This is a genomic window from Corynebacterium sp. KPL4035, assembly GCF_037908325.1.
Classification (GTDB): Bacteria; Actinomycetota; Actinomycetes; order Mycobacteriales; family Mycobacteriaceae; genus Corynebacterium; species Corynebacterium kefirresidentii.
In genome coordinates, this window is record NZ_JBBMGF010000003.1 from 258,519 (window position 1) to 281,871 (window position 23,353).

At 57.8% G+C, this 23,353-nt stretch carries 24 protein-coding genes, 1 tRNA gene and 1 other RNA gene; 20 read left to right on the top strand and 6 right to left on the bottom strand.

Going from position 1 to position 23,353, the window contains the following annotated elements; all coding sequences use genetic code 11:
* Nucleotides 1-9: 9 nt before the first annotated feature.
* On the top strand, nucleotides 10-1,074 hold the full coding sequence (locus WMP96_RS04810) for a YlbL family protein (RefSeq protein WP_301716046.1): 1,065 nt from the start codon (nucleotides 10-12) through the stop codon (nucleotides 1,072-1,074).
* Between the two features lie 5 nt (nucleotides 1,075-1,079).
* Here the strand turns inward: WMP96_RS04810 and WMP96_RS04815 are convergent, their stop codons facing one another.
* Together WMP96_RS04815 and WMP96_RS04820 are read right to left on the bottom strand one after the other, a co-directional pair.
* The gene (locus WMP96_RS04815) at nucleotides 1,080-1,742 is read right to left on the bottom strand and encodes a beta-N-acetylglucosaminidase (RefSeq protein WP_301716045.1); all 663 of its coding nucleotides are present in this window, start codon (nucleotides 1,740-1,742) and stop codon (nucleotides 1,080-1,082) included.
* A 46-nt stretch (nucleotides 1,743-1,788) separates the two neighbouring features.
* On the bottom strand, nucleotides 1,789-2,325 hold the full coding sequence (locus tag WMP96_RS04820; RefSeq protein ID WP_023020808.1) for a PPA1309 family protein: 537 nt from the start codon (nucleotides 2,323-2,325) through the stop codon (nucleotides 1,789-1,791).
* A 90-nt stretch (nucleotides 2,326-2,415) separates the two neighbouring features.
* Between WMP96_RS04820 and WMP96_RS04825 the strand changes: the two genes are divergently transcribed.
* From WMP96_RS04825 to WMP96_RS04835, 3 genes are all read left to right on the top strand, one after another.
* Entirely contained in the window at nucleotides 2,416-5,406 is a 2,991-nt protein-coding gene (locus WMP96_RS04825) for a UPF0182 family protein (protein WP_301716044.1), read from the top strand.
* A 154-nt stretch (nucleotides 5,407-5,560) separates the two neighbouring features.
* Nucleotides 5,561-5,637 (top strand) — tRNA-Met (locus WMP96_RS04830).
* A gap of 251 nt (nucleotides 5,638-5,888) precedes the next feature.
* A complete protein-coding gene (locus WMP96_RS04835) occupies nucleotides 5,889-6,728 on the top strand; it encodes a kinesin (protein WP_239205892.1) in 840 nt (279 codons plus the stop codon).
* 66 nt (nucleotides 6,729-6,794) lie between these two features.
* On the opposite strand, the gene WMP96_RS04840 is transcribed toward WMP96_RS04835, so the two are convergent.
* Nucleotides 6,795-7,238, bottom strand: coding sequence for a DUF1990 family protein (locus WMP96_RS04840; RefSeq protein ID WP_239205890.1), 444 nt, complete (start codon nucleotides 7,236-7,238; stop codon nucleotides 6,795-6,797).
* A gap of 149 nt (nucleotides 7,239-7,387) precedes the next feature.
* Between WMP96_RS04840 and WMP96_RS04845 the strand changes: the two genes are divergently transcribed.
* The 4 genes from WMP96_RS04845 to WMP96_RS04860 all read left to right on the top strand — a co-directional run bounded on the left by WMP96_RS04845 (nucleotide 7,388) and on the right by WMP96_RS04860 (nucleotide 11,151).
* Nucleotides 7,388-8,467, top strand: a complete 1,080-nt coding sequence (locus WMP96_RS04845; RefSeq protein WP_301732430.1) for a S1 family peptidase — start codon at nucleotides 7,388-7,390, stop codon at nucleotides 8,465-8,467.
* Nucleotides 8,468-8,726: 259 nt separating this feature from the next.
* Complete coding sequence (locus WMP96_RS04850) at nucleotides 8,727-8,972, top strand: FeoA domain-containing protein (protein ID WP_301716042.1); 246 nt, start codon at nucleotides 8,727-8,729, stop codon at nucleotides 8,970-8,972.
* Complete coding sequence (feoB, locus tag WMP96_RS04855) at nucleotides 8,972-10,894, top strand: ferrous iron transport protein B (RefSeq protein WP_301716041.1); 1,923 nt, start codon at nucleotides 8,972-8,974, stop codon at nucleotides 10,892-10,894. Before WMP96_RS04850 ends, feoB begins: the two co-directional genes overlap by 1 nt.
* The gene (locus WMP96_RS04860; RefSeq protein WP_301716040.1) at nucleotides 10,891-11,151 is read left to right on the top strand and encodes a MarR family transcriptional regulator; all 261 of its coding nucleotides are present in this window, start codon (nucleotides 10,891-10,893) and stop codon (nucleotides 11,149-11,151) included. The genes feoB and WMP96_RS04860 overlap by 4 nt, the downstream gene beginning before the upstream one ends.
* Here the strand turns inward: WMP96_RS04860 and hisN are convergent.
* The gene (gene hisN, locus WMP96_RS04865; RefSeq protein ID WP_301732436.1) at nucleotides 11,148-11,930 is read right to left on the bottom strand and encodes a histidinol-phosphatase; all 783 of its coding nucleotides are present in this window, start codon (nucleotides 11,928-11,930) and stop codon (nucleotides 11,148-11,150) included. The two genes, WMP96_RS04860 and hisN, sit on opposite strands and share 4 nt — an antisense overlap.
* Entirely contained in the window at nucleotides 11,923-12,759 is an 837-nt protein-coding gene (locus WMP96_RS04870) for an inositol monophosphatase family protein (protein WP_023020827.1), read from the bottom strand. The genes hisN and WMP96_RS04870 overlap by 8 nt, the downstream gene beginning before the upstream one ends.
* A gap of 60 nt (nucleotides 12,760-12,819) precedes the next feature.
* Here WMP96_RS04870 and prfB point away from each other — a divergent pair, with 60 nt between their 5' ends.
* On the top strand, nucleotides 12,820-13,917 hold the full coding sequence (gene prfB, locus WMP96_RS04875; protein WP_301716038.1) for a peptide chain release factor 2: 1,098 nt from the start codon (nucleotides 12,820-12,822) through the stop codon (nucleotides 13,915-13,917).
* A 76-nt stretch (nucleotides 13,918-13,993) separates the two neighbouring features.
* Here prfB and WMP96_RS04880 read toward each other — a convergent pair whose 3' ends face one another.
* Nucleotides 13,994-15,613, bottom strand: coding sequence for an AbgT family transporter (locus WMP96_RS04880; RefSeq protein ID WP_023020829.1), 1,620 nt, complete (start codon nucleotides 15,611-15,613; stop codon nucleotides 13,994-13,996).
* A 109-nt stretch (nucleotides 15,614-15,722) separates the two neighbouring features.
* On the opposite strand from WMP96_RS04880, the gene ftsE reads away from it, so the two are divergent.
* The 11 genes from ftsE (at nucleotide 15,723) to WMP96_RS04935 (ending at nucleotide 22,983) form a co-directional block, all read left to right on the top strand.
* On the top strand, nucleotides 15,723-16,412 hold the full coding sequence (gene ftsE, locus WMP96_RS04885; RefSeq protein WP_259824850.1) for a cell division ATP-binding protein FtsE: 690 nt from the start codon (nucleotides 15,723-15,725) through the stop codon (nucleotides 16,410-16,412).
* Entirely contained in the window at nucleotides 16,409-17,311 is a 903-nt protein-coding gene (gene ftsX, locus WMP96_RS04890) for a permease-like cell division protein FtsX (protein WP_200287999.1), read from the top strand. Before ftsE ends, ftsX begins: the two co-directional genes overlap by 4 nt.
* A 44-nt stretch (nucleotides 17,312-17,355) precedes the next feature.
* Nucleotides 17,356-17,859, top strand: coding sequence for an SsrA-binding protein SmpB (gene smpB / locus WMP96_RS04895; protein ID WP_005322310.1), 504 nt, complete (start codon nucleotides 17,356-17,358; stop codon nucleotides 17,857-17,859).
* A complete protein-coding gene (locus WMP96_RS04900; RefSeq protein ID WP_023020832.1) occupies nucleotides 17,852-18,208 on the top strand; it encodes a DUF488 domain-containing protein in 357 nt (118 codons plus the stop codon). Before smpB ends, WMP96_RS04900 begins: the two co-directional genes overlap by 8 nt.
* Before the next feature lie 62 nt (nucleotides 18,209-18,270).
* Nucleotides 18,271-18,651, top strand: a transfer-messenger RNA (tmRNA) gene (gene ssrA, locus WMP96_RS04905).
* 170 nt (nucleotides 18,652-18,821) lie between these two features.
* Entirely contained in the window at nucleotides 18,822-20,069 is a 1,248-nt protein-coding gene (locus WMP96_RS04910; RefSeq protein ID WP_340432230.1) for a tyrosine-type recombinase/integrase, read from the top strand.
* Between the two features lie 244 nt (nucleotides 20,070-20,313).
* Nucleotides 20,314-20,505: a helix-turn-helix domain-containing protein gene (locus WMP96_RS04915; RefSeq protein WP_340432232.1), complete on the top strand. Its 192-nt coding sequence runs from the start codon at nucleotides 20,314-20,316 to the stop codon at nucleotides 20,503-20,505.
* Nucleotides 20,505-20,885 (top strand): hypothetical protein, encoded by a 381-nt coding sequence (locus WMP96_RS04920; RefSeq protein WP_340432234.1) that lies wholly within the window; start codon nucleotides 20,505-20,507, stop codon nucleotides 20,883-20,885. Before WMP96_RS04915 ends, WMP96_RS04920 begins: the two co-directional genes overlap by 1 nt.
* Nucleotides 20,886-21,470, top strand: a complete 585-nt coding sequence (locus WMP96_RS04925; protein ID WP_340432236.1) for a DnaB-like helicase N-terminal domain-containing protein — start codon at nucleotides 20,886-20,888, stop codon at nucleotides 21,468-21,470.
* Between the two features lie 2 nt (nucleotides 21,471-21,472).
* Nucleotides 21,473-21,667, top strand: coding sequence for a hypothetical protein (locus tag WMP96_RS04930; protein ID WP_340432238.1), 195 nt, complete (start codon nucleotides 21,473-21,475; stop codon nucleotides 21,665-21,667).
* Nucleotides 21,667-22,983 (top strand): hypothetical protein, encoded by a 1,317-nt coding sequence (locus WMP96_RS04935; protein ID WP_340432240.1) that lies wholly within the window; start codon nucleotides 21,667-21,669, stop codon nucleotides 22,981-22,983. The genes WMP96_RS04930 and WMP96_RS04935 overlap by 1 nt, the downstream gene beginning before the upstream one ends.
* Nucleotides 22,984-23,353 lie beyond the last annotated feature (370 nt).

Genomic DNA, 23,353 nt, shown 5'->3' on the forward strand with positions numbered 1-23,353 from the left:
TAGTGATTCGTGAATTCTCCTGCTAGCCGTCGCGTCCGCACCATCGCCTGGGGTGCTATCCCCGTCGTCTTAACCGGTGCGTTGGTATCGCTTGACCATATTCCCGGCACCGATGTGTCTTTGACCGTCCCCTATGCTGCCGAAGGCCCAGGCCCCACGGTAGACACATTGGGTGAGGTAGACGGCACCCAGGTCGTTGACGTTCAAGCCCCGAAAACCTATGACACGGATGGTCACCTCAACATGACTACGGTCTCCGTGCGTACCAATATGACCTTGGCCCAGGCACTGGGACGCTGGATGATGACCGATGACACCATCGTGCCCATCGATACCGTCATCCCGCAGAACATGAGCGATAAAGAAGTAGAAGAGTCCAATAAGCAGGCCTTTACTCAATCCGAGTCCGCAGCGACTCTGGCAGCCATGGACTACCTGCATTTGCCGGTAAAGATCTCCATCGCAGAGGTGCTGGATAAGGGTGCTGCGCAGGGCAAACTGAAAAAGGATGATGTCATTACCGCCGTGGCGGGCAAGGAAGTCTCGGAGCCGGGTGAGGTTCAAGACATCATCAAGGAAAAGAGCCCCGGCGATAAGGTCACGATGACCGTGGAGCGTGGCGGCAAAAAGCACGAAGAAGAAATAGAGCTAGGGGAAAACCCCCACCAGAAGGGGCAGGCGATGCTGGGTATCGCCATGCTCTCGGTCCCGCAAGACGATATTAAGGTCAAATACAACTTGCAGGACGTCGGTGGGCCATCCGCAGGCATGATGTTTACCCTGGCGGTCATCGATAAGCTCAGCGAAGAAGACCTCACTGGCGGCAAATTTGTGGCCGGCACCGGCACCATTCAAGAAGATGGCAAGGTGGGCCCCATCGGCGGCATCCAACATAAAATCGCCGCCGCCCACGCAGCCGGCGCGGAACTCTTCCTGGCGCCACAAGACAATTGCTCCGAAGCCGCCGCGAGCGACCACGGGGACATGCCTATTGCGGAAGTGTCCAACCTGGATGAAGCGGTATCCACGATGAAAGACTTCGCGGACGGCAAGGAAATTAAAACCTGCCAATAAGCGGCCTACTTAGCCAGGCCCAGTTCCTTGATCTTCTCTTCCGGATCTTCCTGGTCTGAGGAGATCATCTGCTGCATGACCATGCCTTCTTTATTGTCCACCACGGTAATAACCGCCGTGGTGCCCAGCGTGGACCAGCCCACAACGCGGTCGCCGCTATCCTCAATGACCTGCGAGCTGCGCAGCTCAGTAAGCACCTGCGTGGTCTGCTTTGCCTTGGAGTGTGAGCGGAAGAACTGGAACTGGCCTACCTTCGGCCCAGAGCAGTTATACGAGTCATCCCCGCCCGTGGAATCGCAGCGATCGAAGTGCGCGAAAAGCTCTTGCGGTGCCACGGGTGCGAAGATGTCATAGGCCTTGGACACAGACTTTTCCAATTTTTCGCTCCCAGGCTCTGTGCTTTCCGACGCCGCCTCCGAGCTCGCCGCCGCACTCGACTCGACGCTTGACTCAGAAGCGGCCTTAGAGCTGGATGCGGTGCTGGTTTCCTCAGTGGCATCCGCCGCAGTGGTAGCGGACTCGGCACCGGCAGTGGTGGTTTCTACGGGGGCGTCGGCAGGCGCGGCATCATCCGAGGAACAGCCGGCAGTGCTCACGCCTACCCCCAGCAGGAGTGCTGCTGCGGTAGCGCGGGTAGCGGTCAGGCGAGTGAGAGTAAAGCGTTGCACGGTAGGAAACTGCTCCTTAGTCGCAAGCGAGAATTGTCTTTCCAGTCTAATCTAGTTCATCCGGGTCCTGGCTCAGCCCATAGCGCAGGGCCGCGATAATCCCGGGTGCTACCTGGGGGCCGCCGCGCAGCTGGATGTCATCCTCCGCGAATGGCCCGGCTGCTTCCAACTCCTCCTCGGTGGGGCGCAGCTGCAGCAATGTGGTTTCAATCCCTTCCTCACGCAGCGCGCCGGAAAACAGGCGCGCCGGGCGAGGGGAGGGGTCCTCGCTGGAGGTATCGCGGAACCTAATCTCTTGGGCCAGGATGACGCCGGCCACCTCCCGCGGCCAAGCCAAGCGGGAGACATAGTCGGCCAACTGCTCAGAACCGGGCTCAATGTTTTCAGGCACATTATCCTGCACGATAAGGGTAAGCGGCGCCGCATCTTCCTCATCGAGGGCGGCAAGCTGGTCTGCTACTAAGTGGGTAGGAACGAGCGCGAAGATAGTGGGGCGGGCGTCCCAGCCCTCTGCATGGACGAATTCCACGGCTTCGGTCATCGCGCGGTTTAAAGCTGGCTGTGATAATTCGGGGGAACTCATAAACATCCTTATTCGTTATCTGTGTATTGCTTCCTTAAGCTGGAAGAAGTCTACAGGTTTTAAATTCGCACTATTTGATTGGAGCTGGCGTTGTCCTTAGGGTCATCCACACCAGCCGCCCCGTTGAAGCGGCCCCCGCGGGTCGCGACAATCATTGCGGCCATCATTGCCCTCCTTTTGTTCATCGGCCCCATGTTTGTGGGCCTGTACACGGATTGGAGGTGGTTTGGTGCGATTGAATACCGGAACGTCTTCACCACCGCGATTATTGCGCGGATAGTGCTCTTTATCATCTTCGGCTTCATCGCCGCTGCCGTGGTGTGGGCCGCGGGCTTCTTTGCCTGGCGCGGGCGTCCGGATTCGCTCGACCTTGGGGACTTGAACTCGCCGGTGTATCAGTACCGCAAGTCCATTGAAAAGTCTATGGGCGTCTTCTTCAAGGTCATCCCCGCCATCGTGGGCATCATTGCCGGTTTCATCGGCCAGGCTAATTGGCGCACGGTCCTGCTATTTTTAAACGGCCAGGAATTCGGCCAACAGGACGCCCAGTTCCACCACGACCTAGGTTTCTATGCCTTCACGTTGCCGGTTTTGAAGATGGTGGTCAGCACCCTATCTATCCTGTTGATTTTGGCGTTCCTCATCGCGCTTTTCGGTCACTATGTGCTGGGTGGCATCCGCATTGGCAATAAGGCCGCAGGAGTTCGCGGCTCCATTTCCCACTCGGCTCGCCTGCAGCTGGCGATTACTGCCGGCCTGTGGATGGTTGTTCAGGTCATCGGCTACTGGTTGGATCGCTACGAGCTCCTATATGCCCAGCACGATCTCTTTACCGGTGGTTCCTATACCGATATTCATGCCTACCTACCGGCGAAAATCATCTTGATGATCATCGGCGTCTTTGTGGCGGTGGCATTGTTTATGGCCATCGTCATTAAGGACCTGCGCATCCCGGGTCTGGCCGTGGTGTTGATGCTGCTGTCCTCGCTGGTTATCGGCCAGGCATGGCCGCTGCTGATGGAACGTTTTTCCGTGCAGCCAAACCGTCAGGCAAAGGAAGAAGAATCCATCGCCCGCAATATTGAGGCCACGCGCTATGCCTATGGGCTTACCGATGACCATGTCACTTATGAAGACAACTGGGGTGGGGACGAGGTCTCTGATGACAAGGTGGCTTCTGATAACGCCACCATCAATAACCTCCGCCTGCTGGATCCGGAGATTCTTTCTCCTACCTTCACCCAGATGCAGCAGCTGAAGAATTTCTACGGCTTCCCAGAGACGCTATCGATGGACCGCTATGAGATCGATGGTAAGAAGCGTGACTTCGTCGTTGCTGCGCGCGAGCTGGATCCAAATGAGTTGCGGGAGAATCAGTCCGACTGGATTAACCGTCATACCGTCTACACCCACGGCAATGGCTTTGTGGCAGCGCAGGCCAATAAGGTCGATGAGGTAGCCCGCGATGCGGGCTCTGCCCGCGGAGGCTTCCCCATCTTTACCGTTTCTGATCTGCAGACCCAGGCCGGTGAGTCGGAGGGCGAAGGCGAAACCCAGGACGCCGAGAAGTCTCTGGGCATCAAGGTAGACCAGCCGCGCATCTACTATGGCCCGGTTATTGCTGGCGCTGCCGATGGCATGGATTACGCCATTACCGGCAAGACTGGCGATAACCCGGTGGAATATGACACCGATAGCTCCACCTATACCTATGACGGCAAGGGCGGCGTCGGCATTGGCAATATCTTCGACCGCACTATGTACGCCGCCAAGTACCGCGAGCTGAACTTCTTGCTTTCTGACCGCGTCGGCAACGAATCAAAGCTTCTCTATGACCGCGACCCGCGCGAGCGCGTGGAAAAGGTTGCTCCGTGGCTGACCACCGATTCTGCTACCTACCCGGCCGTGGTGGATGGCCGCCTGAAGTGGATCGTCGATGGCTATACCACTTTGGAATCCCTGCCTTACTCCCAGCGTGCCTCGCTTTCCGACGCCACCCAGGACACCCTCAATCCTGATGGCACGACCCAACGCCTTGTCAATGACAAAGTGGGCTATATCCGTAACTCGGTAAAGGCCACCGTCGATGCCTATGACGGCAGCGTGGATCTCTACGAGTTCGATAAGAATGACCCAGTGCTCAAGGCTTGGGAGGGAGTCTTCCCGGACGTCGTCAAGCCAGAGGCGGAAATCTCCGATGAGCTACGTCAGCACTTCCGCTATCCGGAAGATATGTTCAAGGTGCAGCGTGACCTGCTGGCGCGCTACCACGTGGATGACCCGAATGTATTCTTCAACAACGATGCCTTCTGGTCCGTGCCGAATGACCCCACTGCGGAGGAATCTCGCCAGCTCAACCAGCCGCCTTACTACGTGATGGCCGCAGATCCAGAGACCGGCAAGCCCAGCTTCCAGCTGACTACCTCTTATCGCGGCTTGAACCGCGAGTTCCTGTCCGCACACATGGCTGTCTCCTCCGATCCGGAAACTTATGGCGATATCACCGTGCGGGTGCTGCCGACCAATACGCAGACTCAGGGCCCGAAGCAGGCGCAGGATGCGATGATGTCTTCTGACCAGGTCGCCCGAGACCGCACCCTGTGGGAAGGCACTAACGACTTGCACAACGGTAACCTGCTGGCCCTGCCAGTAGGTGATGGCGAAATCCTGTACCTTGAGCCGATTTACTCGCAGCGCAAGGACCAGGCCTCTGCCTTCCCGAAGCTGCTGCGCGTACTCGTGTCCTATAAGGGCCGCGTAGGCTACGCCCCCACTATCGGTGATGCCCTTGAACAAGTTGGAATCGATGCCAAGGCCGCTCAGAATATTGAGGAAGTCGACGGCGATTCTGGCGAAAAGACCGACACCAAGGACGACAAGAATAAGAAGGATGCCAAGGAAGATAAGCAGCCGGCCCCAGCCTCCGCTCCTTCCTCTTCCGACCAGGCAGGCGCCATCGATGACATCAACAAGGCTTTGAAGGGCCTAGAGGATGCTCGCGATGGTTCCTTCGAGGAATATGGTCGCGCCCTGGATGAACTAGATAAGGCAGTTGAGTCTTATCAGAAGACGGAAAAGTAGTTCTTTCACTCTTTAAAAGCGGCGATTAAGGCACCTGCCCAGCGGATTTGGGTAGGTGCCTTTCCCTATGTATAGTTACATAAGTCGCCAGGACAGAGCGAATACACTTTGTGTTAGCGTACTGTTCAAGCGCAGATGATGGAAGTCATCTCGACGCGGGGTGGAGCAGCTCGGTAGCTCGCTGGGCTCATAACCCAGAGGTCGTAGGTTCGAATCCTGCCCCCGCTACCAACTTCTAGGCCCTCATCGGTTCGCCGGTGAGGGTCGTTTTTGTTTTCTGATCTCCACCAGCAGGCGCATTTGTCTAGTGCAAGCCCGTTTTGTCTATGCCTGCCGCAATTCTCGTCAGAACGTGGCTGCAATGCACGTTTCGCTTCCGCCGCTGGAATGGGATGCCCCCGACAAAGTTTTTCGTGCATGCTTCCCAACTTTCTGGAACCCTAGAGGGGAGAAGATAAATCTATTTAAAGGAGTACGTAGTAATGGCGAATAACCTAGGCCACGAGGTTGACTTGGATCGCAATGACTATAAGTACCTAGCGTCTGAAGACACCGCGTCTTCGTCGGCTAAGGCTAATAAGTCCGCGCATTCCGGCGCTGGAGCTGCCGCTGCGGGTGCCGGCGTTGCAGCGGCAGGCGCCGCGGGTGCTGCCGGTCTGTCCAAGCCGGTCGGAAACCCATCTGTGGACAACAATGAGTCCGCCGCAAGCAAGTATGAGCCGCAGAGCCACGTCGTTGCTGGTGCGGAGGAAGAACATGTGGGTAAGGCTGCTGAGCAGCCAGATCTGCAGGAGAAGCTGGATGAGGATAACTCTGACTACGTGCCGAGCCAGCACATCGTAGGTGGGGCGAAGGAAGAGCATATTGGTTCCGCTCCGCAGCAGCCGGATCTGCAGGAGAAGCTGGATGAGGATAACTCGGACTACGCGCCCAGCCAGCACATCGTAGGCGGTGCGAAGGAAGAGCACATTGGTTCCGCCCCGCAGCAGCCGGACCTGCAGGAAAAGCTGGATGAGGACAATTCGGACTACGCGCCCAGCCAGCACATCGTGGGCGAAGCACACGAAGAGCGCATTGCAACTGCACCGAACCAAGACAACGTCAACGGTCAGCAGTCCTCTGAGCGCCTAGATCAGCTAAAGGATAAGGCGTCCGAGGCAGGTAGCGCCGTAGGTGATGCCTTCCAGCGTGCTAAAGGCTTCGTGGAGGACAAGGCGCATGAGTACCAGGAGGAGTCCACGAAGAAGGGTGGCTTCTTTGACCGCGTTAAGGGCGCTGTGCGCGATGCACGCGAGTCCATTGAGGACAAGCGCAAGAATTAACCAGCGCCGAGTTTAAGCCGCTTTCCCCGGGCTGGGGAGGCGGCTTTAGTCGTATATACAATCCTGCTATTCGTCCAAGGCGTGGAGATAAAGCCTGCTGATAAGCAGGCGCCTCGGCACGTCCACAAGGGGGCGCAGGAAGGGGAGGAAGGGCTCTGAGGCGGCGTCGATAAGCAACACCGTGCGACCATCGCGCAGGCGCTCTAGGGTGAAGGTCTCTTCGCCGCGCTCGAGGTGTCCAGGGAGGGTGCCATAGGTGAATCCGCAGCGGCCATCCTCATGGAAGACATCGACTACGCGGCAGTGAAAATCCCATGGACCCAAGCCGAGGGTGACCTCCGCGCCCAGCTCCACTACCTCATGGGTCGGGCGGACACGGAAAAGACCGCTGCGTTGTACTGACCAGCGGAAAAGTCGGTGTGCGGCGGCGTCAAAGTCAGCATCGATAACCCGCGACATATGCAGCTGTGGAAAGTCGGAGACATCAGAATAGGACAGCGGTGTGGGCATGTTCTCCATGATAGGGGAGGGGTGATCACCCCCGAAGTCTGGAAGAAATATAACGGCTTGGACACAGTCACAAGAGTTTGCTGTTTCCACAATTCTTTCGTGCCACTATCGAGCTTGCACGATGTTGACAACTGAAAGTAGGTACCTTGATGCTTCGCATTCCGCACCTTAAGAAAGTTCTGGTGGGCTCGGCTTTCGCTGGTGCGTTTTTTCTGGGTTCCCCGGCCGCAGGCGCCCAGGAATTGCCCCAACCGGATTTCGACTCCGCAGGGATTATTAACCAGGTCCGCGATGGCCTGGCGGAGGTTGGTATCCAGACCCCGCAGGTGGATAAGAACGTCACCGATGCTGTAGATGCTTCTGTACGCAATGCGCAGGACGTGGCACAGCAGCATGCGCAGTACGCGGAACCGCTGACCAACCCGAATCCCATCGGCCTAGCGGAGCAGGCTACCCAGCCGGAGTTTAAACCGCAGGGCACCAATCCGAACTATAAGTGGAAAAACGATGGATTTTCCAAGGTAGCCGCGGGCAAGCCACAGGCTGATTACGTCCTGCACCGTGTGCCGGGTTCCATGTTTGATGCCCCACGCATTCCAGAAGAGTCTGTTGCAGCCATGAATCAGGGTAAGTCCCTCTATGGTCCAGGCACCCCGCTCTACGTTAATGACAAGACGATGTGCACTCTGACCGCGGCAGGCAACGATAATGGTGGCCGCAAGGTGGGGCTGACCGCTGGCCACTGCGGCAATGTGGGCGATTCAGTTACCTCCGCTGATTCGGAGCAAATCGGACCGACGGGCACCGTGGTGTCTAAGAACGAGGACTTGGACTACGCCGTTATTGAGTTCGGCTCCAAGGCTAAGGTGTCCCGTTCCTACAATGGCGTAACTGTCAATGAACTAGGCGGTGGCGTCAAACCGGGCCAGCAGGTGTGCAAGCAGGGCGTTGCCACCGGCAAGACCTGTGGCATTACCTATCAGCAGGCAAAGAAGATTCAGGTAAACCAAGTCTGCGCCATGATGGGTGATTCTGGCGCGCCGTTGCTCGTCAATGGCCGACTCATTGGTTCCATTTCCGGTGGATTCCTGCCGGTGAATTTCCCGTGCCGAACCCCATTGCAGGGGCCGGTTCATAACCCGACCGCTGCCACCAATATGGATGCGGTCCTAGCAGATGTGAACCGCCGCGATGGCGTAGGTGCCGGTTTCACGCTGCCTGAAGACTAGCTGTACTGAGCCATTCGCCCGCTCCCCAGCTCGGGGAGCGGGCTTTTTGCGTCCCTGCCCGGTGCTGATAATCACAACTAATCGGCTCTTGTGTGAAATGCTTGCGCGGACTAAGGTTAGCCTTATCTAGTAGCTACCTAGGTGTGGCTAATATCACCGGCATGGTCCGGTCAGAGAGAACCGAGGTAACCACGCGATGTTGCAGCTGTCCTTGTTATCCCGCACCCGGCGCAAACCGGGGTGCGAAAAATCCGAGTGTATGCGCGCCGATCAGGCACCGGTAGACGCTTTGGTGGAACTTCCTGAGTGCTGCTTGCAGCACGCCATCGACGAGCGGCCGGCGTTGGCGCTGCGCTTGCGGGAATTAGGTTTCCGCCCAGGTGTGCGCGTACAGATTGGCCGCAAGGTAGCCGGCGGTGCGCGCCTAGTTACCGTGGGCACCGCCCACTATGCGGTGGATGTGGCTACCCTTCGCCAGCTCGAAGTCATCCCGGTGGCAGCATAATGGCACGGAAAACCGCTGCGCCGAGCTGCCATTCCACCTCCTCGATGCGCATTGCGAAGGAGGGAACGCCGGTCCTCGCATTGGTCGGGGCTCCAAATTCCGGCAAATCTACCTTGTTCAATGCGCTAACCGGAGCGAAGGTGCAGACCGGAAACTGGCCGGGTACCTCCGTTGAGATAAGCCGTGGCTTGTGGAATGCGCAGCCAGAGGCCTTTGACATCATTGATCTTCCTGGTGCTTATTCATTGGATCCCATGAGCCCAGACGAGGAATTTACCCGCGATATGCTCGTGGAGGCTCCGCCGTGTGAGCGCCCCGATGTGGTTGTGGTGCTCGTGGACGCCACTGCGCCGGCGCGCGGACTGAACCTCGCTTTCCAGATTGCGGAGCACCCATACCGGTTAGTGATTGGGGTGACCAAGGAGGACATCGCCAAGCAGCAGGGCATAAGCATCGATACGTCCGCGCTTTCACACGAGGTGGGCATCCCGGTAGTCAGCGTTAACGGCCGGCGGCGCGAAAACTTGGATGCGCTCGAGTATGAGGTTGCCCGGGCAATGCACACTGAGCCGCGGACCATCCGGCCCAATGCCGACTTAGACCAGCGCTTTGTGGATTTGGACGCGGCGGAAAAGGTTGCCGTTTCACGGACGAATACTGGCGAACCGCTCAGCCACCGCGTGGACCGCCTAGTCTTGCACCCAGTGCTCGGGCCGATTCTGTTTCTGGCGGTGATGTGGGCGGTCTTCTTCATCACCACTACTGTCGCGGGTCCACTACAGGACGGATTGGAAGCATTCATCACCGGCCCCGTCTCCGCCGCTGCGCGCAGCATCCTCCCGGATAACTGGCTGATCACAGGCTTGTTGGTGGATGGTCTCATCGGTGGCGTAGGCATGGTGCTCACCTTCGCGCCGCTTCTTGCGCTGATGTTTTTGTGCTTGGCGGTGCTGGAGGATTCCGGCTATATGGCGCGCGCGGCCGTGGTCACTGACCGCGTGATGCGCGCCATCGGCCTGCCGGGTAAGGCTTTTATCCCCATCGTGGTGGGCTATGGCTGCAATGTACCGGCTATCTCAGCCACGCGCGTGCTTGGCGACGTCCGCCACCGCATCCTCACCTGCCTGCTTATTCCCTTTACTTCATGCTCTGCGCGTCTCATCGTATTTATGATGCTGGCACAGGTATTTTTCCCTGCTCATGCCGGTTCCGCGGTATTTGCCATGTATGTGCTGTCCATCGCTTTGGTGGTGTTGGTAGGCCTGGCGCTGCGCCGCACGGTGTGGCGGGCCATGCCGGCCGAAGCCCTCGTTATCGACCTTCCGGCCTATCAGCTGCCCACGTTTAGACTCACCATCTCAGTAATGTGGGTGCGTCTCAAGGGCTTCTTGCATACCGCCGGCGGCATCATCGTGGCCACGGTGGTAGTCATCTGGCTGCTCATGTCCATCCCGGTCACCGGCGGGCACTCCTTTAATGAAGAGGCAGTGCCGCCACAGGATTCCGCCTATGGTGCCGTTGCGCAGGCAATGTCTCCCGTCTTTGGCCCAGCAGGTTTTGATTCTTGGTCGCTGACCGGACCCTTGGTCACCGGATTCGTGGCGAAGGAAACCCTCATTTCCACGTGGGCACAGACGTACGCGGTCGAAGACGTCACTGACGATGCACCGGAAGAGCAAGCAGAATCCCCACTGGCCAGCCATATCCGCGCTGATTTTGATGCGGCCTCTGGCGGGCACGGGCTCGCGGCAGTATGGGCGTACATGGTATTCCTGCTGGCCTACACCCCGTGCGTAGCCACGGTAGCCGCGCAGCGGCGAGAAATAGGCTGGAAGTGGACACTCATCGGATTCGCCCTACAACTCGGCTCCGCCTGGATCCTGGCGGTGGGAGTTTTCCAAGTCCTCAAGGTCTTCCTATGAGCCCCACGGAGCAGGTCAAGGAGGCCATTAAACAGGGAAAATCCAACCCGGCTGACATTGCAAAAGCTACTGGGTTAGGGCAGGGGACCGTGGAAATCATCCTCGCCCACCTCGAACGCACGGCGGAGCTGGTGCGTGAATCGCTCACTTCGTGCCCCACCGGCGGCTGCGGCAGTTGCGCGCAGGCGGGCGGTTGTTCCGGAGCGGCTGCCGGGCACCGCGGTCCGGTGCTGCTCCAGCTGCGGAGAAGGCCTTAGCCCTGTAGCGCGGCGAGGGCGTGCTTATGAAGCAGTCCGTTGGAGGCTACGCCGGATCCGCCATGCGGTCCGGGGTTGCCGTCAAGGTCAGTGAAGGTACCGCCGGCCTCGGTCACGATGAGTGAGGGCGCAGCGAGGTCCCACAGGGAAACCTCCGGTTCGGCGGCGATATCTACTGCGCCTTCGGCGACGAGGCAATAGGACCAGAAGTCTCCGTAGCCGCGCAGGCGCCACGTCTTATCCGTTAGCGCGAGGAATTTATCGCGCAGGCCGCGCTCGGCCCATCCGGTCAGCGAGCTCATCGCCAGCGAAGAATCGGAGAGCTTTTCTACGTGGGAAACGCTCAAACGCTTCGGCTCGCCGCCGAACACGCGGAAGGCACCCGCGCCCTTGGCCGCGTACCAGCGGCGGCGCAGGGCGGGAGCGGAGACGACGGATACCACCGGTTCGCCGTCTTCCAAGAGGGAAATGAGCGTGGCCCATACGGGCACGCCACGCACGAAGTTCTTGGTGCCGTCGATGGGATCGATGACCCACTGGCGGCCTTTATAACAGGCCTCGCCGCCGTATTCCTCGCCCAGCACCTCATCGCGCGGGCGGGAGCGCTTGAGGGATTCGCGGATTTGCTTCTCACAGGTGAGGTCCGCATCCGATACGGGAGACATATCCGGCTTTTCCTTAACGGAAAGATCCGAGGCCTCGAAACGATGCATGGTTACCACATCGGCATGGCCCGCCAGCTCGAGCGCGAGGCCCAAGTCTTCTTTGAACTTACCCACGGAGCCAATCCTCCATCTGATCCACTACCAATTTATTGCCGGCGAGGCACCATTCGACACCGCCGGCTTCTACCTTGCGGGCGGCACCACCGGCTGCTTCAACGAGAGCTTTGCCGGGGAACCAATCCCAATCCGCTACCGAATGCTGCATCCATGCGCCCCACGTGCCATCGGCTACGGAGGACAGGTCAACAGAACCGGCACCGAGCATACGGACTGTAGCAAAGTTTTCCGCCACGCGCTGCCATGCCCCGCGGATATCCGCATCCATCAGCGAGGTCGGGTGCAAATAGGTAGATAGCGAAATCTGCTTGGCTGGCTGAGCCGCAAGGCGGGAAACTTCTTTGCCGTCCAGAGAAGTGGGGTAGTCGCGGCCACCGAACCACGTATAACCCATGGCGGGGCGGTGGACGGCGCCGAGGGTGATCCCGGTGGCGTCGGCAAGCGCGAGGGCAGAGCACCAATAATCGGAGCCGGAAGAGAAATTGTAGGTGCCATCGACTGGGTCAATGACCCAGGTGCGGCCGGACTGGGATTCGCGGGCGGCGCCCTCCTCACCCAGGATGCCGTCCTCCGGGCGCACGGCCTCGAGCACGCCCGCGACGAAGCGCTCGGCCGCGCGGTCTGCATCCGTGACAACGTCCGAGATGGAAGTCTTTTGCTCAACGTCAACGCCCATCTCGCGCAGGCGCCACGCCAAGCGTCCGGCGTTATAGACGAGGGCCTGCGCAAGGTGCGCATCCCCGTCATCCGCATGCGCGACAATAAAGGTCTTGATGACCGCGTCGATCATCTCCTGCAAGCTCGGCTTTTGATCCATGCCCACCATTGTCACCCTAAACGCGGCCGATGGCTAATTGTGATGGCCGGGTGGGTAGGATTGGGGCCTATGCGTCCCGAAGTAACAGCACGGCTCAAGCAACTAGAATCCACCCTGACCACCATTGAGAAGGTCATGGACCCAGAGGCTTTGGCTGTCCGCATTCGGGAACTAGAGGCCCAGGCCGGGGATCCATCCCTGTGGGACGACCCCGTACATGCCCAAAAGGTCACCTCTGAGCTTTCCGCAGCGCAGGCGAAGGTTCGCAAGCTAGAAGCGCTGCGCGGGCGTCTCGAGGACATGCCCGTCATGTACGAACTTGCGGAAGAGGAAGGGGATTCTTCCCTGGCAGACGAGGAGCTCGATTCCCTGGAGTCCGCCATCGAATCCCTAGAGGTCACCACCATGCTTTCCGGTGAGTATGACCCGCGTGAGGCGGTTATCAATATTCGTTCTGGTGCCGGCGGTGTGGATGCGGCGGACTGGGCTGAAATGCTTATGCGCATGTATACCCGCTGGGCAGAAAAGCACGGCCACAAGGTGGATGTCTATGACATCTCTTACGCGGAAGAAGCGGGCATCAAGTCCGCGACCTTTGTGGTCCATGGTGAATACATGTATGGCCAGCTTTCCGTGGAACAAGGCGCGCATCGCTTGGTGCGCATCTCGCCTTTTGATAATCAAGGCCGACGCCAGACCTCCTTCGCCGAGGTGGAAGTCCTGCCGGTGGTGGAACAGACCGACCACATCGATATCCCGGACAATGATGTGCGCGTCGATGTTTATCGTTCTTCGGGCCCTGGCGGACAGTCCGTCAACACCACCGACTCCGCGGTGCGCCTGACCCACATTCCCACCGGAATCGTGGTCACCTGCCAGAACGAAAAATCGCAGATTCAAAATAAGGCCTCGGCTATGCGCGTGCTGCAGGCAAAGCTCTTGGAGCGCAAGCGCCAAGAAGAACAGGCGGAGCTCGATGCGCTGGGCGCTGGTGGTAACGCGTCCTGGGGCAACCAGATGCGCTCTTACGTGCTGCACCCGTACCAGATGGTCAAAGACCTGCGCACCAACTTTGAGGTGGGTGATCCCTCCAAGGTGCTTGATGGCGATATCGATGGCTTTCTTGAATCCGGCATCCGCTGGCGCATGCAGCAAGAGCAGGACTAGTTAGGAAAACAACGAAGGCCGAACTGAGAGGATTGTCTCTGCAGTTCGGCCTTTGTCTTGAGCTCGCGGCGAAATCTTATGCGGGGAAGTGCATCGGTGCACCTGGTCCCAGCGGGAGACCGATGAGGTACCAGATGACAAAGAAGATGAACCAGCCCACCAGCATGCATAGCGAGTAAGGAAGGGCGAGCGACATCAAGGTACCCACACCCGCGTGCTTGTAGTAGCGCTGCAGGAAGGTCAACGCCAGCGCGAAGTAGGGCGACATTGGGGTGATGATATTCGTCGGTGAGTCACCGATACGGAAGAGCATCTGGGAGACCTCGGGTGAGACGCCAACATACATCATCATCGGTACGATGACCGGGGCCATAAGCGCCCATTGGGCAGAGCCGGAGGTAATGAATAGGTTGAGCAGTGCCACCATGGCGACCAGCGCGGCGAACATGAGCAACGGCGGCAGGGACCAGTGCTGGAGTAGCTCGGAGCCCTTAATAGCGGTCCATACGCCGAGGTTGGACCACTCGAACCAAGCGAGGAACTGGGCGACGGCGAAAAAGAGGACCAGCATGGGAACGAGAGTCTCGATGCCCTTGGCCATAAACGTCGGCACATCAGCAAAGGACTTCACGGTGCCAGCCGCCAAGCCATAGGCAATGCCGCATACCAAGAAGGCCAAGGCAATGGGCACCGCGATGGCGCTGATGAGCGGCGACTCCATAAAGCTGTCTTCTTGGCTCGCCAGCGGGGAACCAGGGATAAACAGCAGGGCGAAGAAGGCGGCGAGGAAGATCGCCAGGGTGACGCCGGACGCTATCAAACCACGCTGTTCATTGGGTTTGATGCGCATGGCCTCTTCATCATCCGTGAAGTCGTATTCTTCCTTTTCCCCTTCCGCGTTGGAAGGGCCGCCAGCGGCTTTGGAAAAGGAGACTTCTTCGTAATTGATGTGGTCATGGTCTACCAATTCGCGGGCCTTTTTCACCATGAGGAATTCCGTGACCGCGGTAATGATGAGCGAAAGCACCACGGCGGAAGGGATGACGAAGAAGATATTCGCCAGCGGGCTGACCTCATACTCGGCATCGACGAACTGCGCGGCTGGAGTAGAAATACCAGCCAGCAGGAGGTCGGTGATATTGAGAATCAGCGAGGCATTAAATCCGGCTGACGAGGCGGCAAAGGCCACCATTGCACCCACGATGGGGGAGCGGCCCACCGCGTGGAAGGCCATGGCTCCCAGCGGAATGAGGATGACGTAGATGGCATCGGAGGCCACAGAGCCGGTCACACCGGCCAACGCCACGACGAAGGTAAGCATCTTGGCACTGACCTTGGTGACCATGCCGCGCACCAAAGCGGAAAGCAGACCAGACTGCTCGGCCACGGCCACGCCGAGCATCACGGCAAGGATGACGCCGAGCGGTGGGAAACTGGTGAAGTTTTCCACCGCGTCCGTAACCATTCGCGAGATATTCTCGGTGGTCAGTAGCGATTGCACCTCAATGGTCTCGCCGGTCTTGGGATCCTCGGCGCTCATACCGATGAGGTGTCCCAGCCAGGAGGTCACAGCAACGATTGCCGCGAGGATGACGAAGAGCCAGAACGGATCCGGCAGCTTATTGCCAATCTTTTCTACAGTGCCCAGGAAGCCGCTTGCAGAACGTGGTTTTTCTTTAGTTTCGGTTTCGGCCATAGTATCGGCACTTTCTGTCGATTGGGTCGGAACAGATTAGTGTCTTAGACCACATTACTTAAATATAGTTCACAGCGCGGTGTCAACTTTGGTTGCTACAGTGATTCACGTGATTAGATTCGACAACGTGACTAAGGCCTACTCCGCCGAGTCCCGCCCAGCGCTCGATGGGGTGTCTTTCGAGATTACGGATGGTGAATTCGCTTTCCTGATCGGTCCATCCGGTTCCGGTAAGTCCACCTTCTTGGAGCTTATGGTGCGCTATAGCAATGTCAGCGAGGGCGATATTTACTTTGATGATTTCCACGTCAATGAGCTTTCTGGCAAGCAGATCAACGCGCTGCGTCAGTCCATTGGGTACGTCTTTCAGGATTTCCGCCTGCTGCCCAAGCTGACGGTGTATCAAAACGTGGCCTTTGCACTGGAGGTCATTGGCAAGAGTAAGTACCGCATTTCCACCGCGGTCCCGCAGGTATTGGAGCTGGTGGGACTCCACGATCGCCACAACGCCTATCCGCATGAGCTCTCCGGTGGTGAGCAGCAGCGTGTGGCCATCGCTCGTGCGGTAGTTAATCGGCCGAAGCTTCTGCTTGCCGACGAACCCACGGGCAACCTCGATCCCGCCACCGCTGACGAGATCATGGACTTACTGCTGGGCATCAACCGCCGCGGCACCACCGTGGTCATGTCCACCCATAACGCCCGCGCCGTCAATAAGGCGCGCAAGCGCGTGCTGGAGCTGCGCAATGGAGTGCTCGTGCGCGATGAGCATGACGCACAATACGAGGGGGAAGCATGAAGCTAGGATTTATTTTCCGCGAAGCCACAAAGGGGCTTGGCCGCAACCTGACTATGACCATTGCCATGATTATCACCACCGCGATTGCGGTCGGGCTCGTTGTCGCCGGCATTATGGTGACCAACCTGACCAAGGACACCAAGGATATCTACCTCGACCGCGTCGAGGTCATGGTTCAGCTCAATGAGGATATTTCTGCTGGGGATCCAGACTGCACGAGTCCGGCCTGCGCGGATATCAAGGATAAGTTGGAGGCGGATGATTCCGTCGAGTCCGTGGAATACCGCAACCGCGCAGAATCCTATGAGCGGTTCAAAGAACTTTTTCAAGACACCGACCCTGTGATGGTGGAGCAAACCTCCCCTGATGCGCTGCCGGCTGCATTCCACGTGCGGCTTGTAGACCCAGAAGATGCCTCCGCAATCGATGCGATTCGGGATAACCCAGCGGTAGAGGACGTCGTCGACCAGCAGCAAGAGGTGCGCAATGCCGCCAGCAACCTCGACTCCATCCGCAATGCCACCTTCATCCTGGCCATAGTGATGTCTGTGGCGGCCATCTTCTTGGTGGCTAATATGGTGCAAATTGCTGCATTCCACCGCACTCGCGAAACGGAGATCATGCGCATGGTGGGCGCAAGCCGGTGGATGACGCAGGCGCCATTCGTCATGGAAGCAGTCTTGGCTTCCCTCATCGGTGTACTCCTCGGCGGGGCCGGCATCTTCTTGGGCAAGTCCCAAGTGGTAGACCCGTCCCTGCAGGGACTTTATGAATCACAGCTGCTTGCTCCTATGAAATCCGGCGATCTCTGGATTGCCCTCCCGCTCGTTGGCCTGCTAGCGCTGGTGGTTACCGCCGTTACGGCCCATATCACCCTGCGGTCATATGTGCGCAAATAGTCTGTTTGCCGGGCCAGTCAAAAGGGCACTACACTGGCATAACTATGGCTAAGAAGGGCAAGAAAAACAAGAAGGCGGCATCCGGCGAGGCTACGCTTGCGACCAACCGCCGGGCCCGGCACGACTACAAAATTCTCGAGGAGTACGAGTGTGGCATCGTCCTGCTCGGCACCGAGATTAAATCCCTGCGGGAGGGCAAAATCTCGCTCAATGATGCCTTCGCCACCATTGACGATGGCGAAGTGTACTTGCGGAACCTCCACATTCCGGAGTACTCCATGGGCTCGTGGACGAACCACAGCCCGCGGCGCACCCGCAAGCTTTTATTGCACCGCCGCGAGATCGACAAACTTTATGGCCAGGTGCGCAATGGCAATAAGACCCTGGTTCCGCTCAAGGTTTATCTCAAAAATGGTTACGCCAAGCTTTCGCTTGCGCTGGCCCAAGGCAAGCAGGACTATGACAAGCGAGAGGATATTAAGCGCCGCGACCAGGACCGCGAAATCTCCCGCGAGCTCGGTCGCCGCGTGAAGGGCATCAATGTTTAAGACAGCGAAAGTCCACGACGTCATCAAGGGTGAGGACACCATCGAAGGCGTCGGGGTGCTGGTGGATCGGATGTGGCCCCGGGGCGTCGCCAAGAGCGATGTGGACTACGAGAAATGGTTCAAGGAAGTCGCGCCGAGTCCGGAGCTGCGCAAATGGTGGAACCACGACGAGGATCGTTTCGACGAGTTTGCCCGCCGCTACAAGGCTGAGCTGGATGACAATGACTCCGAAGAGCTCACCCAGCTGCTTGCGCTTGCCGACGCCACCCTTCTCTTTGCCGCCGCCAACCGCAAGGTCAACCACGCAGTGGTCCTCAAAGAGTGGCTGAAGGAGCACTTGAGGAAATAAAAGTGGGTGGGGTAGTGTTATACGAACCGTAGGGAAGATGCACTATCCCGTCCCTACCGCATGGGGTTGATTTGGTTTCGACTTCGTGCACTGAGCCAGGGGAAGCGTGCCGGTGCAGGCTAACGACCACCGTATAAGCGTCGTAGCAACCAATAAACGCAGAGAAGAACTCTCAGCGTGACTACGCCCTCGCTGCCTAATTACAGCGACGCGTGTCTGTCAGCCTAGGTTTCGTTCCTGACCTAGAACCTGGCATCGACTAAGGAACTAGCCGGCTGGCCGGGTCATCAGGACCGGTCGGGACTCTTACTGGTGACTGGGCCCATCATCCGGACGTGTTCGCCCGATCCGGAGGGCCGAGCAGAGATCCTGTGCGAACTGCGCACGGAGAAGCCCTGGCAAGGTGACGAAGGACCCGGGTTCAATTCCCGGCAGCTCCACCAATTGCATTTCCCCTAGTCGTTCGCGACTAGGGGTTTTGCTTTATCTATGCAGGTTATTGCCTGTCTAGTATCTTGCCATAGGTTGCCATAGAATGACACTAAATGAACTCTGAACGGGAAAATAACGGGAATACATTCCCGCTTCCCGCCCTTATCCCTGGAGCACATTCATGGCAAGTAAGAAAGCACGGCGCAGCTCATTCGGGCGCGTCCGCCAAAAAGGCAAACGTTGGTACGCGGAATACACCGGCCCCGATGCCGCAATACACACGCCTGGCCACTCATTCGCCAATAAAATTGATGCAGATGGATGGATAGCCACAGAGCGCCGCCTAATCGACTTAGGCACGTGGGAGCCGCCCAAGACGCGCCGGGCTAAGGAGGAAGTTTCAGGCGAAACGGTAGGGCAGTGGTTAGACCGCTTCCATAATCTGTTGGAGCAGCGCCCCATTCCACTTGAGCCATCCACAATGCAGAATTATCGCCGTGTGGCCCGCGTGCGCATCACACAGCCCTCTGGCCCTGGAGCTGAAGATAAAGACGTATGCAGCTTGCGGGATATTGCGCTAGCGAAGCTGACTAAAGCGGACGTGTACCGCTGGTGGGACGGTGTACAGCGGTGCTATCCCAATGCCCACACGATTAATCAACAGGCGTATAAGCGCCTAAAAGCCGCGTGTGCTGCAGCCGTTGAACGCGAAATGATAGAAGCCAACCCCGTGGATATTAAGGAAGCGGGCAAGCGCGTACAGCCTAAAGAAAAGTACCTGCCTACGGATGCGGAAATAGCCGCCATCTTAGACCACGTGCCTGCCCGCTATCGCGCCTTAACCTCACTCATGTTGCACCATGGCCTGCGCATTGGTGAAGCTATCGCCCTGGAGCGAGACGATGTACAGGTGGAGCACCAGCCCGGCGCGTCTGTGCCCCGTGTGACTGTGAGGGTGAAGCAGAACGCGCAGCGCATTTCAGGTAACAGCGGTATCTATATGATGGTGCAGCCGCCTAAGACTAGGGCGGGTTATCGGGAGGTGCCGATTATGGCGGCGGATACGCCTATCTTTCTGGAGCACTTAGAAAAGTATGCGCCCGGTGCGCCAACGGTATTGCGTACTACGGAAGGTGACCGTAGTGCCGTGCTTTTTAGTGCTACCTCTAGCGGCAAGATGGTGATGGATACCAGTTATCGCAGTGTGCTTGAACGGACGAAAGAGGCGGCTGGGGTAAGTCCTGATATTGATCCGCATACTGGGCGTAATTGGTTGATTACTCGCTTGGCGGAGCAGGGTGCGCATTTGAAGGAGATTGGTCGCCTGCTGGGGCAGGATGATGTGACCACAATTCTTAATGTGTATCTGAAGGTGAGGGCGGAGCGAACGACCTCGTTGATGGAGAAGGTGAGCGCTTCGCTTACGTAGCATCTACCACTTTTGATTAACCCCTCTACATGTGTCCTACATCACTCTCTAGGGTCTGGTTACCTGCGGTTATGTTGCGGTTGGTGCAAAAATGTGATTAATGCCATTAATGCAAAATGGTAAACGACCGTATCCCACCGTATCCCACCGTATGCCACCGTATGCCACCGTAAACAACTCTGTATTACCCCTGACCTGCACCAATATGTGGCATTTCAATTCCCCTCATGGCACCTTAAGGGACATGACGGACACACAAATGCTCACGATTGAGCAGGCAGCAGACTATACCCAACTATCCCCCCGTACTATCCGCCGCTACATTGCGGAAGGTCGCCTAATCGCGTATAGGGCCGGGCGCAATATCCGCCTGAAGCCTGAAGATGTGGACGCACTGTTCACCCCAACCAACCAGTGGAGCGGGGGTGCAGCGTAATGAACGTGAACGCCAATGACCGGATTATCTACATTCGAGAGTTGATCCATAATCTCGTGGATTGCGCGGAAGATAATCTCATACTCAGTGGACTCGACGATGCCACGCTAGAACCTGTGTGCGATATTCTCGGCAGCTTAGTTAGCGCCGTCGATGCTGAACTACGTGACGCCGGTCTGCTGACTGTACAGCCCAATCCGGAGTTTGAGGGGCTATCTGATGGGCCTGTCTGGCAAGTATGCCACCAGAGGCATTACAGCAACGGCCAGCCCGTCTACATCGATGACGGGTATAGCAGCAGGCTTAACCCGCCAGGCCAAGACGATGACGATGCGGATAACCCCGTGTGGGACGCGTGCATCGAAGGCGGTGATTACTAAATGCCCACATCGGCAAAGAAATACCCCCTGCCCGGCGAGGAAGGCCAGGAAGAGGGCAAGAATGATGGTGGTGGCGCGTCAACCAGTCTTGACTATACCAGCGCCTTATACAGTCGGGAAGCTGAATTAGCCCTGCTGCGTGGCTTATTAGCAGCGCGAGCTGGCCAGGTTGCAGACCTTGCCAACAGGTTAGATGCGCGTGATTTCTACATGCCGCACCACGGCACTATCTATGTGGCTATCACCAAAGCGGCACAGCGGCTGCATGATGAAGGCCAGCCCGACGCGCCACTGCAGCCAGATTTAATCCAGCAAGACCTACAGGCTGCCGGGAGCCTGTCTGACACGGTGGCTAGCGCCCTACTGCAGGCGACTTCAGGCAAGTACCTACCGCCGGTAATGGCGGACGTGTACCGCCTTGCTGATGGGCTTAAAAGGATGCGCCTACACCGTGCTTTAGACAGTGCCGGGCATGAGCTCGTTAACGCCGCCTCCAGTGGCGCAGATGAAGATATTCGCCGCTGCATGAACCAGATTGTGTTCCTTCCACACATGGCGCACCGCGCCGGTCTGGAGGTGGCTTAACAATGGCCAAGGTAACTAACCGCCTGGTGGATGAGCTCACCGCCCAACAGCAGGCGAGAGGCACCTACGATGCTGCTCAACGTCGCCGTGATGCAGCCCTGCGCCTTCCCCTGCTTCGCAGTGGCCATCGTGACCCGGACGGGCGGCGGACTGATGCACCAGCCCGCGGGTATTTCGTCGCTGGAGGTGAGGGTTAATGACCGAGAGCAATAGTGCCTACAGCCTGCAGCAGTGGCAGGAACTAGAAAATACGGTATTTAATACCGATTCCAAGGCGCTGGCAGCGATACGCAAATATGCGCGCCATAACAGCCTTCCACCAGTCTCATTCCTTGTCGGTTGTGCCCTATACGCCATCGCAGCAACCCCCGGAAAAGTCATGCTGGATGCAGGCCTAGGTACCGGAACTGCGAACCTATTCGTTTGCCTGATGGACGCGCCGGGTATGGGCAAAGACCGGCTTATGAAGTACGTACGCCACGCTATGCAGGTCTCATGCCAGGGCAAGACCTTAGAGCCTACACACGCGTCTATAAGTTCAGGGGAGGGCGTAATCACGTCGATGATTGAACACGACGATAACGGCAACCCTCTGGTGGAAGATGGCACAGCGATACCTGGCGCGCCTGTGCTGTTTGGTGTCGCAGAAGTTGGCTTATTGGGCAACCTGATGAAGCGGCAAGGCAATACGCTCAGGCAGAATCTTTTATCTGTCTACAGTGGCAACCCTCTGGGGATTAATAACCGGAGGGATAAAATTCAACTTCCGGAAGATTCCTACCGTGGCTGTTTGTCGGTGGGGGCTCAACCTGATACCGCCGGTATTTTGCTGGAAGGTGGCGATGATGGTTTGCGGCATCGTTTCGTGTTCGTAGAGCTAGTAGATCCATTGGTGGATGTTGACCGCGACTATCCTAAAGCGGAGCTCTTGCCGGTAGATATTCCAATGCAGTTGATGGAGGGCAAGCCGTTTAGCTTCCCTCGTTCAGTGCAGCAGCATTCCCGGGATATGCAAAAGCAAAAGCTCAAGCATGGTGCAGCGGTAGCGCCGGTAGGTCACGCTGATTTCACTACCGCCAAGCTAGCTATGGGCATTGCCCTACTGCGCAGCCAGGCTAGTGCTAGCCAGCATGACTATGACAGCGCTAAAGCGATTATGGATTATTCCGCCGCGGTTATCGCCCGCTGTGAACGGCACGATAGCGATAAGCGCATTGAGGATAGGGCGGCGCGGCGGGGCGAGGATGAGCAAGCCGCGGAGCTGGCAGCAGAGCGGAGGATAAAGCGGAAGGAAGAGAAACGCAGCCGTCTAACCCAAAAGATTGTTGAATGGGTTGATGTTGAAGATGGTTGTTCTCCAGAGCCTGAAACATGGCAGCAATTTAGGCAGGCGCTTAATAGTCGTGACCGTCCCGATGCCGATTCGATATTGGGGCAGATGGTTCACGATGGCGCGCTTCGCTGGGATGGTTCGCGTGTAGAACGCGGCCCTGCTTTCCATCATCTCGTGTAGACGGGCCTGTCCTAGTGTCCTACCTGTCCTGTGCAGGTCACGCGGTGTTTTGCCTGTCCTAGAGTGGTGTCCTGACTGTCCTGGGCTTAGCTGTCCTAGGACACGTAGGACACCTAATAGGACACCCAAAAATAGGCCCTGACCTGCATAGGACACATAGGGCACCCTTGTAGTGTTTCTACACTTGTAATCCTATTTCTAGAGTGATTAGTTACCGCGGGGATGGCCTAGGGGCATTTCATAAGCGGGTTAGTGTGGTGACTCCCCGCCCTGCCACTGTGAGTCGCGCCATCTCTCTCCACACCACAAATACACACCCACCCCCAGGGGCAACCCCCGCCCCCACAACACCCCAACCCACGGTCGACCA

Excerpts from the sequence above, each read along its gene's own strand:
- WMP96_RS04820 (WP_023020808.1), bottom strand. The coding sequence starts at position 2,325 with ATGAGTTCCCCCGAATTATCACAGCCAGCTTTAAACCGCGCGATGACC.
- WMP96_RS04835 (WP_239205892.1), top strand. The coding sequence starts at position 5,889 with ATGGCGAATAACCTAGGCCACGAGGTTGACTTGGATCGCAATGACTAT.
- WMP96_RS04840 (WP_239205890.1), bottom strand. The coding sequence starts at position 7,238 with ATGCCCACACCGCTGTCCTATTCTGATGTCTCCGACTTTCCACAGCTG.
- WMP96_RS04845 (WP_301732430.1), top strand. The coding sequence starts at position 7,388 with ATGCTTCGCATTCCGCACCTTAAGAAAGTTCTGGTGGGCTCGGCTTTC.
- WMP96_RS04850 (WP_301716042.1), top strand. The coding sequence starts at position 8,727 with ATGCGCGCCGATCAGGCACCGGTAGACGCTTTGGTGGAACTTCCTGAG.
- feoB (WP_301716041.1), top strand. The coding sequence starts at position 8,972 with ATGGCACGGAAAACCGCTGCGCCGAGCTGCCATTCCACCTCCTCGATG.
- WMP96_RS04860 (WP_301716040.1), top strand. The coding sequence starts at position 10,891 with ATGAGCCCCACGGAGCAGGTCAAGGAGGCCATTAAACAGGGAAAATCC.
- WMP96_RS04870 (WP_023020827.1), bottom strand. The coding sequence starts at position 12,759 with ATGGTGGGCATGGATCAAAAGCCGAGCTTGCAGGAGATGATCGACGCG.
- prfB (WP_301716038.1), top strand. The coding sequence starts at position 12,820 with ATGCGTCCCGAAGTAACAGCACGGCTCAAGCAACTAGAATCCACCCTG.
- WMP96_RS04880 (WP_023020829.1), bottom strand. The coding sequence starts at position 15,613 with ATGGCCGAAACCGAAACTAAAGAAAAACCACGTTCTGCAAGCGGCTTC.
- ftsX (WP_200287999.1), top strand. The coding sequence starts at position 16,409 with ATGAAGCTAGGATTTATTTTCCGCGAAGCCACAAAGGGGCTTGGCCGC.
- smpB (WP_005322310.1), top strand. The coding sequence starts at position 17,356 with ATGGCTAAGAAGGGCAAGAAAAACAAGAAGGCGGCATCCGGCGAGGCT.
- WMP96_RS04900 (WP_023020832.1), top strand. The coding sequence starts at position 17,852 with ATGTTTAAGACAGCGAAAGTCCACGACGTCATCAAGGGTGAGGACACC.
- WMP96_RS04910 (WP_340432230.1), top strand. The coding sequence starts at position 18,822 with ATGGCAAGTAAGAAAGCACGGCGCAGCTCATTCGGGCGCGTCCGCCAA.
- WMP96_RS04915 (WP_340432232.1), top strand. The coding sequence starts at position 20,314 with ATGACGGACACACAAATGCTCACGATTGAGCAGGCAGCAGACTATACC.
- WMP96_RS04920 (WP_340432234.1), top strand. The coding sequence starts at position 20,505 with ATGAACGTGAACGCCAATGACCGGATTATCTACATTCGAGAGTTGATC.
- WMP96_RS04925 (WP_340432236.1), top strand. The coding sequence starts at position 20,886 with ATGCCCACATCGGCAAAGAAATACCCCCTGCCCGGCGAGGAAGGCCAG.
- WMP96_RS04930 (WP_340432238.1), top strand. The coding sequence starts at position 21,473 with ATGGCCAAGGTAACTAACCGCCTGGTGGATGAGCTCACCGCCCAACAG.
- WMP96_RS04935 (WP_340432240.1), top strand. The coding sequence starts at position 21,667 with ATGACCGAGAGCAATAGTGCCTACAGCCTGCAGCAGTGGCAGGAACTA.